The sequence below is a fragment of the Pseudomonas sp. S5F11 genome, from assembly GCF_019641515.1.
GTDB lineage: Bacteria > Pseudomonadota > Gammaproteobacteria > Pseudomonadales > Pseudomonadaceae > Aquipseudomonas > Aquipseudomonas rhodesiae.
The window spans coordinates 3,260,529-3,276,498 of record NZ_JAIFJZ010000001.1 but is presented as its reverse complement, the minus strand read 5'-3'; the positions used below and the strand labels follow the sequence as shown (position 1 = coordinate 3,276,498).

Genomic DNA, 15,970 nt, shown 5'->3' with positions numbered 1-15,970 from the left:
AGTGCGCAACTTTCTACTACAAAACGTTTGGAGCACTCGGCCATAGGCCGACGGGGAACCTCATGACGCAAGCCAATAACGCCGTATACACCGATCTGAGTGTTGACGATCTGGTCAAAGAAGCCCTGCAGCGCGGTGAAGGCGTGCTTGCCGATACTGGCGCGCTGGTCGTAGAAACCGGGCACCGCACCGGCCGTTCGCCAGTCGACCGTTTCATCGTTGAAGAGCCTTCCACTCAGGACGCCATCGCCTGGGGCCCGATCAACCGCAAGTTCCCAGCTGACAAATTCGACGCTCTGTGGGCTCGCGTCGAGGCGTTCAACAACGCGCAAGAGCATTTCGTTTCCCACGTTCATGTAGGTGCTTCCGAAGCTCACTACCTGCCGGTGAAGATGACCACCCAGACTGCTTGGCAGAACCTGTTCGGTCGTTGCCTGTTCATCAACCCGGCGAAATACAACCCGGCGGGTCGCGACGAATGGCAAGTGCTCAACGTGGCCAACTTCGAGTGCGTGCCGGAGCGCGACGGCACTAACTCCGACGGTTGCGTGATCCTCAACTTCGCCCAGAAAAAAGTGCTCATCGCGGGTATGCGTTACGCCGGCGAAATGAAGAAAGCCATGTTCTCGGTGCAGAACTTCCTGCTGCCGGCCGCCGACGTACTACCGATGCACTGCGCCGCCAACATCGGCGAAGCAGGCGACGTGACCCTGTTCTTCGGCCTGTCGGGCACTGGTAAAACCACCCTGTCCGCCGACGAAAGCCGTTACCTGATCGGTGACGACGAACACGGCTGGGGCGAGGGCGTAGTGTTCAACATCGAAGGCGGTTGCTATGCCAAGTGCATCGACCTGTCCGAGAAGAATGAACCGGTCATCTGGAAAGCTATCAAGCACGGTGCCGTGTTGGAAAACGTGGTGATCGACGATGCCAAGCACGCCGACTACACCAACGTGAGCCTGACCCAGAACAGCCGCGCCGCTTACCCGTTGGAGCACGTTGCCAAGCGTTCCGAGAAGAACCTGGGCGGCGAGCCTAATGCGGTGATCTTCCTGACCTGCGACCTGACTGGCGTACTGCCGCCAGTGTCGATCCTCAGCGAAGAACAAGCGGCCTATCACTTCCTGTCCGGCTACACCGCGCTGGTGGGCTCCACCGAAATGGGTTCGGGCAGCGGCATCAAGTCCACCTTTTCCACCTGCTTCGGTGCGCCGTTCTTCCCACGTCCGGCCGGCGAATACGCAGAGCTGTTGATCAAGCGTATCCGCGGTTTCGGCTCCAAGGTTTACCTGGTCAACACCGGCTGGACCGGCGGCGGCTACGGCGTTGGCAAGCGCTTCAACATCCCGACCACCCGCGGCGTGATCGCAGCGATCCAGAGCGGCGCGTTGGTCGGTGCTGAAACCGAACATCTCGACACCATCAACCTCGACGTGCCATTGGCCGTACCGGGCGTTGAAACCGGCCTGTTGAACCCACGTAACACCTGGGCTGACAAAGCCGCTTACGATGAAGCAGCGAAGGCCCTGGCTGGTCTGTTCATCGAGAACTTCAAGAAGTTTGAAGTGAGCGATGCGATCAAGGCTGCGGGTCCGAAGTTGTAAGATTCGGGAACTGTGAAAAAGCCGCCCCTTGTGGGCGGCTTTTTTATGGGCGTCAGGCTGGCGAAGATACCCTTGTGGGAAGGCTTGGTGTTTTGCGCTCAGCTCAGGTTTTCCAGTGTTTGCGTGTCCCAACTGTGGGTTTTGATGGCCAGGTAGAGCATGCCAATGGTTAGCGGGACCTTGTCGCCATGCCCTTTGCTGCGACGTTTGAGGAACACGTCAAAGACCGGTGGGTTGAAGTAGCGATAAGTGTCGTAGTCGCCCAGGTCGAGGGCAAACTCCTGCTCCAGTGCTTCCATAAGCTGCTTGGCTTCACTGCCGTCACAGCCCAAGTCGAAATTAAGTGAGGTTTGCAGGCGGATGGTCTTGTGTTTAGGTAGACCGATTTCTTCGTGCAGCAATTGCAAGAGTTGCTGCATAACGGGGTCTTCGGGGAAGTTGGGGGCGAGGTTCATGATGGGCGCACTCAAGAGTGGGTGAGGAGGATGGTTGCGTTGTAGGCGGTATTTGTTTCGAGTGATGAAGAGCGCTAAGCCCACCAAGAACACAAAGACAGGCAGGAACGGCATTCTGAGGATCACTGCTACGTAGGGTAGGAGGAACGTCAAAATAAGGCCTGTTATGAGGCAAGTGACAGCGAAGCGCTTTCTGAGCAGAGGGTCTGTTATGTGATAGTGCAGCACCCAATAGATAATGAGAAAAGAAGCGAATTGAAGATAAAGGGCCATGTTACTAAGACTCGCCCGAGTAGACATGCATTGAAAGTATTGACCGCTGAGGCCCTATGCCTCCTTTCACACTGGCATCCAGACCGATGATGATGTCTCCTGCGTGATATCTGCGAAGCTTGCCGGAAATCGAATCGCCAACGAAGCCCGCGGCGACTGTTGAAACCGCAACCCCCGGCGCTTTCACCGCACCGGAGAATATTTGTTTGATGAGCACGTTTTGGTCGTTTAGCCGATCGGCCTGACTCCGACTTAACGGAAAGGAAACCGCCACCGCCATATCGCACGGCAAGTCTCTGGCCAGCATTTTTTCGTACAACCTGCTTATCTGATCACGCACTTGCCGTGCTCGCGTTTTTGCTTCGCGCACACATAGATTGGCTAAAGCATTCCGATTTTCAGGCACAACAGTGAAGCGCATCACTGTGAACGTGACGCCATAGTGGCCGATGTGTTGAGTCCTTTCGATGTTCACGGGGTTCTGCCGAGAAAGTAGAGACCGCGTTATTTTCATGCAGTTACGGGTAGATTCTATAGAGGGGTAAGCAGGCGTTTGGAGCAGTTTGGGAAGGGGATGTCGTGGAGTTTGGTGATTTCCTACAACTGTTTCCGGCATTCGTGGCTAGGCAGCGACGCACCGGGTTGAACTGGTCAAATGTGGAAGCCGGGCTTGGCCACAATCACTGATCTAAAGGTCTACTGATACACCGCTCAAAAATCGCCTCCAAGCCCCGATAGTCACACGCCACGGCATCAATATTCGCCGGTATCCATGCTGCCTGTTTCACCAGCCACCAATTCACCGAAAACCCCGCATTTACGATGATCTGTTCGAACAAAATTCGCTGCGCCCGGCCGTTGCCTTCGCGGAAAGGATGGATGACGTTGAGGTCGCCATAAGCTTCGGCGATTTGTGTCACCAGTTCGGCTTGGCTTGTGCCGACGAACCAGTTTGCCTCTTCCATATGCCGAATGATCTTTGCCGCTTCCGGCTGGATGCGTTCCGGGGTGCAGAACAGGGTGTCGCCTTTCTGGATGTTGACGCTGCGCAGTTCGCCGGCCCAGTCGTAAATGTCGCTGAACAGCGTGCGGTGGAGGTATTGCAGGCGTTCGAGGTCGTAGGGGGGAGGGAATAGCGGAAGGTTGCTCACGGCAATTTCGGATAATTCCCGCTCGGCTTGGTGCAGTTTATGTTCATCGTGCAAATCGAGGCGATTGCGCAGGACGCTGCTACCGGGGTAGCAGTACGGGTCCTGGCCTACCCCGTATTTGTCGAGCATCAGCGTGGAGTGTTGCGGTACTTGGCAAGCACGGCTTCGCGGGTCGGCAGGGGTTTGTCGACGTCGGCCGGTTGGGTCTCGAACCCTTCCAGGCGCAGGCTGGCCAAGTAATTGGAACGGCGGATCTTGTGGTAGTGATCCTGTTTCTGCTCAAAGGTCAGTTCGCTCATCGCAGCGTCCTCCTGGGTGGCAAGGCTTGATTGTAGCGCAATGCGTCAGCTGGAAGGCGGGATAAAAACCACGTCACATTTTGTATAAATACTCCGCCATCGGGCTGAATTCAGCGTATGTTTCACCGCAAAATCTTGTAGGGCGATTCCGCCCTCTAATTAAAGGGAGTTAAGCATGGGTTTGCTTCGTGTTGCTTCGGCGATGTCATTGTGTGCGGTAGCTTTTTCGATCCAGGCTGAGCAATTGCCGGTCGAAGTGCTCAGTGCGGTGGTCAAGGACCAGAAAATCGCCGACGCCGAAGTATTGCTGCAGCGCAATGGCGCACAGAACGTGGTGGGCCGCACCAACGCCCAAGGCCAAGTGACGCTGACCAGCGAAGCCGCCGATGATGCGAGCAATCTGCTGATCATCAAAAAGCCTGGCTATTCCAACCTGGTGGTCAAGTGTCCCTGCGCGGGCATGACCTATGCGATCAGCCCGGTTATGGAGAATCTTGACGGCCTGCGTGTCGTGCTGACCTGGGGCAAGACGCCGGAAGATCTCGATTCCCACATGATCTTCCCGGGCAACAATATCTACTTCGAAAACAAGCAGGGCACTGACGCCGAGTTGGACGTGGACGACGTCGACAGTTATGGCCCGGAAACCATCACCCTGCAGAAAAAACACTACGGCGAAAGTTATGTATATGCCGTGCATGACTTCACCAACATTGCTAATCCGGGCTCGCGCCAGCTGTCCAACAGCGAAGCCAAGGTGTTTGTGTACATGGGCCAGTCCCTGGTGCGCACTTACTATGTGCCGAAGAACCGCAGCGGCAACCTGTGGACCGTGTTCCGCATGACCGGCAGCGGTGACTTCCAGGACATCAACACCTTCAGCGGTGTAAAGGTGGACGCCAAGGACGTGCTCGACGAAGTCAAACCGCTGCTGGATGACAGCGTCGCCGTAACGGCAGTAGCCGTTAGCTCCTCCGCACAAGCGGATGCGAAACGTCTGAACGTGCAAGGTGAAGCGGCCTACCAGGCCGGAAACCTGGATCAGGCCATCGAGTTGTTCCGTCAGGCCATCGACCTGGATAACAGCTTCGGTAAAGCCTATGGCAACCTGGGCTTGGCCTATCAGAAGGCCGGTAACACCGCCGAGTCGATCTGGGCCAACCGCAAGGCCATCGCCCTGGCCACTGGTGCGAACGCTGCGACTGTACGTGCCGGTGCTTACTACAACATCGCACGGATCTACGAAGCGGCCGGGCAATTCTCCGACGCGTTGCGTCACTACCAGTTGGCCAAGGAACAGAAGGCTAACCCGGTATATGACACGGCGATTGAGCGTGTGCAGAACCGCTGATTCAGCACTTAGCGCTGTTCTGAACAACTGTGGGAGGGGATGACCCTCCCACAGCTGTTTGTGGTGTTCCTACAACTACAGTCGCCCTTGTCGAATTTGGCCCAAGGCCATGGCTGTACCCTGTGTATCATCCTGTCTCGTTTTTCCATGCGACCTTTCTCGATTCGCTGAACCGGCTGAACTACGTTTTAAAGCCACCTTCAGCGGTCAATGGAGTGACAGCCTATGCACGACACCCTCCAGCAGGTCTTTGGTTATCCACAGTTTCGTACGGGCCAGGAAGACACCGTCAGCGCTGTGCTGGCCGGGCGTTCGGCCGCCGCCATTTTCCCGACCGGATCGGGTAAGTCTCTGTGTTACCAGCTGTCGGCAGTGTTGCTGCCACATTTGACGTTGGTGGTATCGCCGCTGCTTGCGCTGATGCAAGATCAATTGGGCTTCCTGCAGCGTCACGGTATTTCGGCGGGCAGTATCGATTCGGCGCAAAGCCGCGAGGACGCCAATGACGTGATGGCCCGAGCGCGTTCCGGTGAATTGAAAATCCTGATGATTTCCGTGGAGCGCTTGAAGAACGAGCGTTTTCGCAACTTTCTGCAGAGCGTGCGGATATCGCTGCTAGTGGTGGATGAAGCCCACTGTATTTCCGAATGGGGCCACAACTTTCGCCCGGACTATCTGAAGCTGCCGGACTACCAGCGTCAGTTCAATATCCCACAGGCGCTGTTGCTGACGGCTACGGCGACGCCCGAGGTGATTGCCGATATGCAGACGAAGTTCGCCATCGCTGCGAACGATGTGGTCACCACCGGCTTCTACCGGCCCAACCTTAACCTGTTAGTCGAGCCGGTGAGCGGTGCAGACAAGCGTCGCAGGTTGATCCAGTGGATGAACGAGCGGGCCGGCCAGCCAAGTATCGTCTACGTCACCCTGCAGAAAACCGCCGAGCAGATTGCCGAACACCTGAACCGTCATGGCATCCAGGCCGAGGCTTATCACGCCGGTCTGCCCCACGATAAGCGCGAGGGCATTCAGCAGCGCTTCATGGAAGGGCGCTCCAATTGCATCGTGGCCACCATCGCGTTTGGTATGGGGATCGACAAAAGTGACATCCGCAATGTGGTGCACTTCGACCTGCCCAAATCCATTGAAAACTACAGCCAGGAAATCGGCCGCGCCGGTCGCGATGGCCGGCCGTCCGACTGTTTGGTGCTGGCCAACCGCGACAGCCTCAATGTGCTGGAAAACTTTGTCTACGGCGATACGCCCGAACAGGAAGGCATCCTGCGGGTGCTGGAGCAGTTGCAGGCAGCGCGCGGCGAAGGGCAGTGGGAGTTCTTGCTCAGGTCATTGGCGGATCACAGCAATATCCGCGAACTGCCACTCAAGACGCTGCTGGTGCAACTGGAACTCAGGGGCGTAATCGCGCCGCGCTATGCGTTCTACGCCGAATACCGCTTTAAGTACCTGGTCGAGCCCGAGGCATTGTTGGCGCGGTTTTCCGGTGAACGGCAGCAGTTTGTCGCGGCGATCATCCAGGTGTGCAAGCGGGCAAAAACCTGGGCGACGGTAGATTTCGATGCGCTCCACCAGCAGCACAATGCCGTGCGCAGTCGTGTGGTGAAGGCCCTGGATTATTTTCAGGAGCAGGGTCTGATCGAGCTGGAAAGCAAGCAGATGACCGAAGTCTACAGCCTGCTGAATACCGACTTTGATCCACAGGCGCTGAGCCAGGAGTTATACACAGGCTTCAAGCAGCACGAGATTGCGCAGGTGGCGCGAATTCACGCCATGCTGGAGCTGTTCGCCACCGAGCACTGCCTGGGGCAGCGACTGGCGCGCTATTTCGGCGATGAAAACGCGCCTCAACGTTGCGGGCATTGTTCGGTCTGCCATGGCCAGGTGGCGCACCTGCCGCCGCCGCCGAGTTTGCCGGCGCTTGTGGATAAAAACTTTATGGGGCTGTGCGGTGATTTTATCCACAGGCATCATGAGCACACCGGTCACCTGCCCGGCGCCGAGCGCATGACGCGCTTTCTGGGCGGTATCAGCGTGCCGTTGTTCACCAAGTTGAAGGCACGGACTATTCCCGGTTTTGCCGCGTTGGAAGACTATCCCTATGCCGAGGTTCGCGCCTGGGCCCAAGCCCATTTGAACGAACTGTAACGCCCATTCGAAGAGAGGTGCCGATGCCTGACTCAATGCCGCAACGTGGTGATTACCGTCACTTCCAGCCGATCATCACGCGCTGGCACGACAACGATGTGTATGGCCATGTTAACAACGTCACCTATTACAGCTTCTTCGACACGGCGGTGAATACCTACCTGATCGACCAGGGCGGGCTGGATATTCATGACGGCGAAGTGGTTGGGTTTGTGGTCAGTTCGTCGTGCGATTACTTTGCGTCGATCGCTTTCCCTGAGTGCATTGAGATCGGCCTGCGCGTAGGCAAGCTGGGCAATAGCTCAGTGCAGTACGAGTTGGCGGTGTTTAAAGCTGGCGAGGAGGAGGCCTGTGCGGCGGGGCGTTTTGTGCATGTGTTTGTGGATCGGAGGACGAACCAGCCGGTGACGATTCCGGGGATGTTGCGCGAGGCGCTGCAGAGGTTGGTGGTGTGACCGCAGCAACCCAATGTGCAGGGGGCAAGCCTCCTGCCACGTTGGGTTTTGCTGTGTTTTTAAGAAATCAACGGTGGCGGTAGTGGTGCTTGTTTTTGCGATGCCCGTAAGCATGGCCACGGCCTGGGTGATCGTCACGGTAGTAGCGACGGTCGTCTCGACCACGATAGCCACGGTCATCATCATCGCTCTTATTGCCCATGTAATTGCCCAAGGCACCGCCGGCGCCACCGCCTGCTGCTGAGCCGATCAGTGCGCCCGTGCTGCCGCCGACACTGCGGCCTACAACGTTGCCGCCCGCTGCGCCCAATGCGCCGCCGATGGCTGCTTCGCCACGGCTACGCTTGTCGGCGCCGACCGCGCTACCGCCCGCGCCACCGAGGGCTGCGCCGATCGTCGAACCGGTGTTGCCGCCCAACTGCTGGCCGACCACAGAACCTAGAACCCCGCCCAATGCGCCGCCCACACCGGCTTCGGTGGTGCCACCGGCCATGGCTGCGCCACTGACCAGGCCAAGGGACAACAAGAGAATCGAGGAGAACTTCATTCGGGAAACCTCAAGGGGATGACGGCGCGATCCTGAGGCTGTATTGACATTGTGACAATAGAAATCCGACCAGTAACACGAGTTGTACACAATTCCCTAAGTTACTGTTTTGAATAGGGAACTTAAGTGATTTTTACGAGTCTTTAGCTACTTCGGAACGGCCGCTTTTATGCAAAAGCGGCCTTTTTTTGTGTCCGAAATGATCGATCAGGCCGAGCGCGACATGATCAAACCGCTCTCGCTCGCCGCTTCCAGACGAATCGCTATAAATTTCGACGTTGGTGTATGGCTGCCATCGCCTGTGCTTTCGAGCGGCACCAGTGGGTTCACTTCCGGGTAATAAGCGGCTGCTTGCCCGGCTGGAATATCAAATGCCAGCAGGGTGAAGCCCTTCACACGACGCTCACGGCCATCTTCCCACAGCGACACGATGTCAGCCTTCTGCCCCGGCTTGAAGCCCAGACGGATGATGTCGGCTTCATTGACGAACAGCACGTCACGCTGACCTTTGACCCCACGGTAGCGGTCGTCCAGGCCATAGATCGTGGTGTTGTACTGATCGTGGGAGCGCATCGACTGCATGATCAGGTCCGGCACCCGGCCAGTGGCGTGGGTGCGCTCGTGGATCAAGTCCTTGGGCAGCACGTTCGGGCGGAAGTTGGCGCGTGTCGACGGCGTGTTCCATTTGCGCGCACCAGCCGCATTGCCCAGGTAGAAGCCGCCCGGGTTTTTGATTTTTTCGTTGAAATCCTTAAAGCCTGGAATGGTGTCGGCAATTAGATCGCGGATGCGCCCGTAGTCGGCCACCAGCCAGTTCCAGTCCACCGGCTGGCTGCCCAGGGTCGCGGCGGCGATGCCGGCCAGAATCGCCGGCTCGGACTTCATCAGGCTCGACAGTGGCTGCAGCTGGCCATTGGAGCCGTGCACCATGCTGAACGAGTCCTCCACCGTCACCGCTTGCGGCCCTTCGGCCTGGATATCGATGTCGGTACGGCCCAGGCACGGCAGAATCAGGGCGTCTTTGCCGTGCATCAGATGGCTGCGGTTGAGCTTGGTGCTGATCTGCACGGTCAGGTCGCAGTTGCGCAGTGCTTCGAAGGTGCGGGTGCTGTCCGGTGTGGCTTGGGCGAAGTTGCCACCCAGGCCGATAAATACTTTGGAGCGTCCTTCGAGCATGGCGTGGATCGCTTCGACCACGTTGTGGCCATTGGTGCGCGGCACCTGAAACTGGAAGCGGCGCTCCAACGAATCAAGAAACGCAACCGGCGGGCGCTCGTTAATACCCATGGTGCGGTCGCCCTGCACGTTGCTGTGGCCGCGTACCGGGCACAGGCCGGCGCCCGGGCGGCCGATATTGCCGCGCAGCAACATCAGGTTGGCGATTTCCTGGATGGTCGGCACCGAGTGGCGGTGCTGGGTGATACCCATCGCCCAGCACATGATCACGTTCTTGCCTTTGGCGTACATACGCGCCGCTTGCTCGATTTCAACCAGGCTCAGGCCTGACTGCTCGACGATCTCTTCCCAAGAGGTATCGTCGATCTGGCCCAGGTACTCCAGCACATTGGCGGTGTGTTCGTTGAGGAAGTCATGGTCGAACACCGTTTCGGTGCCTTCGGCCTGCGCCTGGCGTTCCCACAGCAACAGGAATTTGGCCATGCCGCGCAGGATCGCCATATCGCCGCCCAGCGCCGGGCGGAAGTATGCGGTGTTGGTCGGTTTGTCGCCGTTGGTGAGCATCTCCAGCGGGTGCTGCGGGTGCTGGAAGCGTTCCAGGCCGCGCTCCTTGAGCGGGTTGATGCAGACCACCTGGGCGCCACGTTTGACCGCTTCGCGCAGGGGTTCGAGCATGCGTGGATGGTTGGTGCCGGGGTTCTGGCCCCACACAAAAATCGCGTCGGCGTGTTCGAAGTCATCAAAGGTCACGGTGCCTTTGCCGACCCCCACGCTTTGCGCCAGGGCCACGCCGCTGGCTTCGTGGCACATGTTCGAACAGTCCGGGAAGTTGTTGGTGCCATAGGCGCGTACAAACAGTTGGTACAGGAACGCGGCTTCATTGCTGGCGCGGCCGGAGGTATAGAACTCGGCCATGTCCGGGCTGGGCAGGGCATTGAGGTGCTGGCCGATCAGGTCGAAGGCCGCTTCCCAACTGATGGATTTGTAACGGTCGGTTGCGGCGTCGTAGCGCATCGGCTCGGTCAGGCGGCCTTGGTATTCCAGCCAATAGTCACTTTGCTCCAGCAGCGACGTCACGCTGTGCTTGGCGAAAAACGCCGCATCCACCCGGCGCTTGGTGGCTTCCCAGTTCACGGCCTTGGCGCCGTTTTCGCAGAACTTGACCATGCCGCTTTCCGGCGAGTCGCCCCAAGCACAGCCTGGGCAGTCGAAGCCGCCATTCTGGTTGGTCTTGAGCATCATGCGCAGGTTTTTCAGCGCGTTATCGCTGGTCAACCACGCCTGCGCCACACTGATCAGCGCACCCCAGCCGCCAGCCGGGCCTTTGTAGGGCTTATAGCGCGGTGTGGGGGTTTGGTCGGCTTGATGATGATTGCTCACGGCTGGTTCTCCATCGCAGGGCTGTAGACCCGCGGCGCACTTTTCTGCGGCAGGTGGATGAGATTGAGGTTGTGCCGACGGGCCCATTGCAAGGCCAGGCCGGTGGGCGACGACAGGCTGACCAGGGTCTGGATGCCCGCGCGCAGGACTTTCTGGATCAATTCGAGGCTGCAACGGCTGGTGACAATCGCCACGCCGCCGTCGGTTGGAATTTGTTGACGGACCAATGCACCGATCAACTTATCCAGCGCGTTGTGCCGGCCAATGTCTTCACGGCCGAGCAACAATTCGCCCTGATTATTCATAAACACCGCCGCATGCACCGCACCGCTGTGCTGGCCGAGAGGCTGGAACGCGCTGATGCGTTGGCGCAGGCCGTCGAGCCACTCAGCAGGCGGCAGGGGCGCGCCGGCCAGCACTTGCAGATCCGGCAGGGCCTGTTCCACGGCTTCTACGCCGCATAACCCACAGCCGCTGGTGCCCGCTAACTGACGACGCTGCTGTTTGAGGTTCCAAAAAGCGCGGCTGGAGATCTGTACCTGGGCGTATTGCGCAGAGCCCGAGCCGCTAAGCTTCAGGTCATAGATATCGCTGATGTCGGCGATGATGCCGCTGCCCAGGCTGAAGCCGACGATAAAGTCTTCCAGATCCGTAGGCGTCACCAGCATCACCGCTTGGCTGATGTCGTTATAGGCGATCGCCAAAGCCACTTCTTCGGCCAGCGCGGTGCTGGCGAAGTCTGAGTGTCCGAGGGTGCAATACTGGTAGCTCTGGCTGGCGGCCGACGCGGGCGTTTGTGCAGCAGGCGCCGCGCAGGCTGGGCGCTGGGCGTTCATGGGGCGTACCACCGGCGGATTGATCAGTGTTTAGACTAGGCGCGACAAAGCGTCGCGTCTAATTGCCAGTACTGATGCGCCGATAGATGACGTCGATCAAGACTCTATTTGCGATTTCTGATACAGCGCAAAGCACGCCTCGGCCAATGCCGAACGCGGTGCACTGCGACGCATGATCAGCCCCAGCCGCGCGAGGGTGTGGGCGTTTTCGATCGGTTGCAGGCGCAGGTGCTCGGTGAGCGCTTCCAGCCCGCCCTCCAGCGGCATGACCGCACAACATAAACCGCCGTGCACCGCCTGCAATAACTGATGAACGGCATCGGTCTGCAGCAGCGGTTGTGGGTGCAGGCCACGACTGTGGAAGTTGTGGTCGATGGATTGGCGGAAGTGCATGCCGCTGGTGAGCATGCCCAGCGGCAGTTCGATCAGCGCTTCCCAGCTCAACGGTGTGTCGCCGAAGCTGAAGAAACGCTGGTCATATAGCAGCCCCATGCGGGTTTCGCCCAGGGCCAGGGAGTCGAAGCGTTCCGTGTCGAGACGCTCCAGATACGACACGCCCAGGTCCAGGCGATTGCTGGCCAGTTGTTCGAGGATCTGCTCGGAACTGAGCGCCGACAGCTCGAAGCGCAGGTTCGGATGCTCTTTATGCAACTGCTGCATCAGTGCCAAGGGATCGAAGCTCGATAACGGCACCACCCCCAGGCGCAACGTGCCCACCAGGTTGCCGCGACACGCCGCCGCTTCGGCCTGCAAACCGTCGTAGGCCGCCAGCACCGTCCGCGCCCACGCCAGTACCCGTTCGCCTGGCGCGGTAAAGCCTTCGAAGCGCTGGCCACGGTTGACCAGCGGTAAGTCCAGCTCTTCTTCCAGGCTGCGTAGGCGCATCGATAACGTGGGTTGGGTGATATGGCAACGGGCTGCGGCCTGGCCGAAGTGACGGGTCTCGTCGAGGGCGATGAGGAATTTCAGCTGTTTGATGTCCATCTTCGCTCCAGGGCTTATTCCAATGGCGTGGGGATTCTAGCGCGTTTGGGTCTTTGGTCGGTCTGGAACCCAAGTCTGCAGGACTGGTCTAGTCTTGGGCATCTGGAATTCATATCCCAAGGAGAGCGCACCATGAGTCTTTTAAGCTTTGTTAAGGAAGCCGGCGAGAAGTTGATCGACCTGTTGACGCCGGGTAATGCCAATGCCAGTGAGCAGTTGAAGGAACACGTGGCCAAAGTGGGTCTGGGTAATCCGAACGTGCAGACCAAGGTGGAGGGTGACAAGGTGACCGTCACCGGTGAAGTCGCCAGCCAGGAAGAGAAAGAGAAAATTCTGCTGGCGCTGGGCAATATTCAAGGTGTTGCGAGCGTGGACGACCAGATCACAGTATCCGGCCCGGTGGTGGCTGCCGCACGTTTCGTCGTGGTGAAAAAGGGCGACACTCTAAGTGCGATTTCTCTGGCGGTGTATGGCAACGCCAACCAGTACAACAAGATCTTCGAAGCCAACAAGCCGCTGTTATCGCATCCGGACAAAATCTACCCAGGGCAGACGCTGCGTATTCCTGAGTAATACACGGAAGAAAAGTGGGTGGGGGCTCATCCCCCCTCTCACCTCAGAGACCGACTATAAGATCGCGGTAGTCACCGACCGCTGCAAACTCGCCAGTGTCTTTCGGCCCCTTCTTGCTATCCGGTTCTTTTACCGCCAGCAAATGCCTTACGCCAAACGCCCCGGCGCTGCGTAGGATCGGCAGGGTATCGTCGATAAACAGACTGCGGGCCGGGTCGAACTCTATATCCGCTTGCAAAGCGTCCCAGAATTGCGGGTTTTCCTTGGCGAAACCGTAGTCGTGGGAACTGATCAACCGTTCGAAATAGGGCGCCAGCTCGATGCGTTCCAACTTCAACGACAGCGAATCGCGGTGAGCATTGGTGATCAGGATCACCCGCTTGCCGGCCTGTTTGATGGCCTGCAAAAACGTGTCGGCATCCGGGCGCAGGGCGATCAGGTGCGCGGTCTCCAGCTTGAGTTCGCGCACCGGGAGGTTGAGTTCTGCGCTCCAGAAGTCCAGGCAATACCATTGCAACTGTCCAGCGTTACGCTCGAACAGGGGCTGCAATTCCATCTCGGCCATGGCGCGGCTGACGCCATGCAGCTCGGCGTAACGCTGAGGCAGGTGTTCCATCCAGAAATGGTTGTCGTAATGCAGGTCCAGCAGGGTGCCGTCCATGTCCAGCAGGACGGTGTCGATGGCGTGCCAGGGCAAAGAGGGCATGGGCGTTCTCATCTAAGTAAAGATATCCGACACAGACAATCGGAAAAGCCACGGTATAGTAACCCGATCACGCCAAGGAGCCGCTTATGCGCCAGAAACCCACCGTCCTCGCCCGCGAAATAGTCGCCAGTAGCCGTTTGTTCCGCGTGGAGGAAGTGCAGCTGCGCTTCGCTAATGGCGTTGAACGGACCTACGAGCGCCTAGTGGGCCGGGGGAACGGTTATGGTGCGGTGATGATCGTGGCGATGATCGATGAGGACCATGCGTTGCTGGTGGAAGAGTACTGCGGCGGCACGGATGAATATGAAGTGTCGCTGCCCAAAGGCTTGATCGAGCCCGGTGAAGATGTGCTGGCGGCCGCGGATCGGGAACTCAAGGAAGAGGCAGGCTACGGTGCCCGGCAGTTGGAGCACATTACCGAGTTGTCGCTGTCGCCTGGCTATATGAGCCAGAAAATCCAAGTGGTGCTGGCTACCGATCTGTACGAAGAACGTCTAGAAGGCGATGAGCCCGAGCCGATGCGGGTGGACAAGGTCAACCTGCGCGAGCTGTCGAGCCTAGCGCAGAACGAGCAATTCAGCGAAGGTCGCGCCCTTGCCGCGTTGTACCTTGTGCGCGATCTGTTGACCCAGCGTGGAGCCTTCAACGCATGAGCGAACTGTTTCTGGGTCACCCGTTTATCGCCCCTGTCATTGAACTGGCCCGCCAGGCGGGTGAAGCGATCCTGCCGTACTGGCGCGCGGATGTGGCCGTGACCTCCAAGGCTGATGACTCGCCGGTGACGGCGGCGGACCTGGCGGCGCACCACCTGATCCTCGCCGGCCTGACGGCCCTGGACCCCAGCATCCCGGTGCTCTCCGAAGAAGATGCCGATATCGACCAAAGCGTGCGTGCCAGCTGGCAACGCTGGTGGCTGGTGGACCCGCTGGACGGCACCAAGGAATTCATCGCTGGCAGCGAAGAGTTCACCGTCAATATCGCGCTGATCGAACAGGGCCGCGTGGTGTTTGGCGTGGTCTCGATGCCCACCAGTGGCCGGTGCTACTTCGGTGGCGCGGCCCTGGGGGCGTGGCGTTCGGATGTCAATGAAGCCCCACGGCAGATTCAAGTGCGCCAAGCGCCGGCGGAGGGCGAGTGCTTTACGGTGGTGGCCAGTCGTCGACACAGCAGCCCTGAGCAAGAGCGATTGCTGGAGGGGCTGAGCGAAGGGCTGGGCAAACTGGAGCTGGCGAATATCGGCAGTTCGTTGAAGTTTTGCCTGCTGGCTGAAGGCAGCGCCGATTGCTACCCGCGCCTGGCTCCGACCTCACAGTGGGACACCGCGGCCGCCCAAGGCGTGCTGGAAGGTGCCGGTGGCGAAGTGCTGGAATTGAGCGGTGCACCGTTCAGTTATCCAGCGCGGGAATCACTGCTCAATCCGTTCTTTTTGGCGCTGCCGGCCAAGGCGGCCTGGCGTGAACGTTTGTTGAGCTTGGCGCGTTCTTAAGACCTCAAGCGAGCTGACTGTGGGACCTAGCCCCTTCCCACAGTTGTTTTGTGTAGGGGGTTCTAGCGGTGCAGGACGTATTGGCCAGTGAAGGCGACCGCTCTTTCGTCACTGCCCTCATTCACGATCCAGGTGTCCAACGTCAACCGCGCCCGCCCATAGCGCTTGTAGGTGGCTAAAAAACGCTTCCACACCTTTTCCTCCGGCGCCTGGCAAATCACCGTGGCGTCCTGTGTCACCGGCAACGGATAACTGATCTGCCCCTCCTGAATCACGATATGCCCGTCCTCGATGCCTTCCTCGCGCAATTGCAGGTGCAACCAACCCCAGCCCGCCAGCACCGCGCCGCAGTAGAGGCTGCCGCCGAACATGGTGCTCTTGTGGTTGATATTGGCTTGTAAGGGCAGGTGCAGCTGCAACTGGCGATCTTGCCAGTCGAGCACCTTGAGCCCCATTTCCCGGGTCAAGGGAATGTCATGGTGAAGGATGGATTCCAGGTAACGGCTGTCGCGGCTCATGGTGGCCTCTTGG

General features: G+C 58.8%; 17 protein-coding genes. 7 read left to right on the top strand and 10 right to left on the bottom strand.

Going from position 1 to position 15,970, the window contains the following annotated elements:
* Positions 1-62: 62 nt before the first annotated feature.
* Positions 63-1,604 carry a phosphoenolpyruvate carboxykinase gene (locus tag K1567_RS14725; protein WP_034111322.1) on the top strand — a complete coding sequence of 514 codons (1,542 nt, stop codon included), beginning with the start codon at positions 63-65 and terminating at the stop codon, positions 1,602-1,604.
* A 98-nt stretch (positions 1,605-1,702) separates the two neighbouring features.
* Here the strand turns inward: K1567_RS14725 and K1567_RS14720 are convergent, their stop codons facing one another.
* The 4 genes from K1567_RS14720 to K1567_RS14705 form a co-directional block, all read right to left on the bottom strand.
* Positions 1,703-2,059, bottom strand: a complete 357-nt coding sequence (locus K1567_RS14720; protein WP_034095363.1) for a DUF1493 family protein — start codon at positions 2,057-2,059, stop codon at positions 1,703-1,705.
* 277 nt (positions 2,060-2,336) lie between these two features.
* The gene (locus K1567_RS14715; RefSeq protein ID WP_053060072.1) at positions 2,337-2,807 is read right to left on the bottom strand and encodes a hypothetical protein; all 471 of its coding nucleotides are present in this window, start codon (positions 2,805-2,807) and stop codon (positions 2,337-2,339) included.
* Positions 2,808-3,012: 205 nt separating this feature from the next.
* Positions 3,013-3,612, bottom strand: a complete 600-nt coding sequence (locus tag K1567_RS14710; RefSeq protein WP_034095364.1) for a putative adenosine monophosphate-protein transferase Fic — start codon at positions 3,610-3,612, stop codon at positions 3,013-3,015.
* Positions 3,612-3,782 carry a YhfG family protein gene (locus tag K1567_RS14705; RefSeq protein ID WP_080761377.1) on the bottom strand — a complete coding sequence of 57 codons (171 nt, stop codon included), beginning with the start codon at positions 3,780-3,782 and terminating at the stop codon, positions 3,612-3,614. Before K1567_RS14705 ends, K1567_RS14710 begins: the two co-directional genes overlap by 1 nt.
* A 175-nt stretch (positions 3,783-3,957) precedes the next feature.
* On the opposite strand from K1567_RS14705, the gene K1567_RS14700 reads away from it, so the two are divergent.
* From K1567_RS14700 to K1567_RS14690, 3 genes are all read left to right on the top strand, one after another.
* Complete coding sequence (locus tag K1567_RS14700; RefSeq protein WP_123478610.1) at positions 3,958-5,133, top strand: tetratricopeptide repeat protein; 1,176 nt, start codon at positions 3,958-3,960, stop codon at positions 5,131-5,133.
* Positions 5,134-5,358: 225 nt separating this feature from the next.
* Complete coding sequence (locus K1567_RS14695) at positions 5,359-7,296, top strand: ATP-dependent DNA helicase RecQ (RefSeq protein ID WP_034111326.1); 1,938 nt, start codon at positions 5,359-5,361, stop codon at positions 7,294-7,296.
* Positions 7,297-7,319: 23 nt separating this feature from the next.
* Complete coding sequence (locus K1567_RS14690; RefSeq protein WP_169868579.1) at positions 7,320-7,751, top strand: thioesterase family protein; 432 nt, start codon at positions 7,320-7,322, stop codon at positions 7,749-7,751.
* A 67-nt stretch (positions 7,752-7,818) separates the two neighbouring features.
* Here K1567_RS14690 and K1567_RS14685 read toward each other — a convergent pair whose 3' ends face one another.
* The 4 genes from K1567_RS14685 to K1567_RS14670 form a co-directional block, all read right to left on the bottom strand.
* Positions 7,819-8,298, bottom strand: coding sequence for a glycine zipper domain-containing protein (locus K1567_RS14685; RefSeq protein WP_034095368.1), 480 nt, complete (start codon positions 8,296-8,298; stop codon positions 7,819-7,821).
* 207 nt (positions 8,299-8,505) lie between these two features.
* Positions 8,506-10,854 (bottom strand): FdhF/YdeP family oxidoreductase, encoded by a 2,349-nt coding sequence (locus K1567_RS14680; RefSeq protein WP_220698598.1) that lies wholly within the window; start codon positions 10,852-10,854, stop codon positions 8,506-8,508.
* Complete coding sequence (fdhD, locus tag K1567_RS14675) at positions 10,851-11,690, bottom strand: formate dehydrogenase accessory sulfurtransferase FdhD (RefSeq protein ID WP_034095370.1); 840 nt, start codon at positions 11,688-11,690, stop codon at positions 10,851-10,853. Before fdhD ends, K1567_RS14680 begins: the two co-directional genes overlap by 4 nt.
* A 96-nt stretch (positions 11,691-11,786) precedes the next feature.
* Complete coding sequence (locus K1567_RS14670) at positions 11,787-12,674, bottom strand: LysR family transcriptional regulator (RefSeq protein ID WP_034095371.1); 888 nt, start codon at positions 12,672-12,674, stop codon at positions 11,787-11,789.
* A 132-nt stretch (positions 12,675-12,806) separates the two neighbouring features.
* Here K1567_RS14670 and lysM point away from each other — a divergent pair, with 132 nt between their 5' ends.
* Complete coding sequence (gene lysM, locus K1567_RS14665) at positions 12,807-13,247, top strand: peptidoglycan-binding protein LysM (RefSeq protein ID WP_034111333.1); 441 nt, start codon at positions 12,807-12,809, stop codon at positions 13,245-13,247.
* A 43-nt stretch (positions 13,248-13,290) separates the two neighbouring features.
* Here lysM and yrfG read toward each other — a convergent pair whose 3' ends face one another.
* Entirely contained in the window at positions 13,291-13,953 is a 663-nt protein-coding gene (gene yrfG, locus K1567_RS14660; RefSeq protein ID WP_034095373.1) for a GMP/IMP nucleotidase, read from the bottom strand.
* An 86-nt stretch (positions 13,954-14,039) separates the two neighbouring features.
* Here yrfG and nudE point away from each other — a divergent pair, with 86 nt between their 5' ends.
* Both nudE and cysQ read left to right on the top strand, forming a co-directional pair.
* Positions 14,040-14,606 carry an ADP compounds hydrolase NudE gene (gene nudE, locus K1567_RS14655; RefSeq protein WP_034095374.1) on the top strand — a complete coding sequence of 189 codons (567 nt, stop codon included), beginning with the start codon at positions 14,040-14,042 and terminating at the stop codon, positions 14,604-14,606.
* On the top strand, positions 14,603-15,439 hold the full coding sequence (cysQ, locus tag K1567_RS14650; protein ID WP_220698597.1) for a 3'(2'),5'-bisphosphate nucleotidase CysQ: 837 nt from the start codon (positions 14,603-14,605) through the stop codon (positions 15,437-15,439). Before nudE ends, cysQ begins: the two co-directional genes overlap by 4 nt.
* A 62-nt stretch (positions 15,440-15,501) precedes the next feature.
* Here cysQ and K1567_RS14645 read toward each other — a convergent pair whose 3' ends face one another.
* Entirely contained in the window at positions 15,502-15,957 is a 456-nt protein-coding gene (locus tag K1567_RS14645) for a thioesterase domain-containing protein (protein ID WP_094066146.1), read from the bottom strand.
* Between the last annotated feature and the right edge of the window lie 13 nt (positions 15,958-15,970).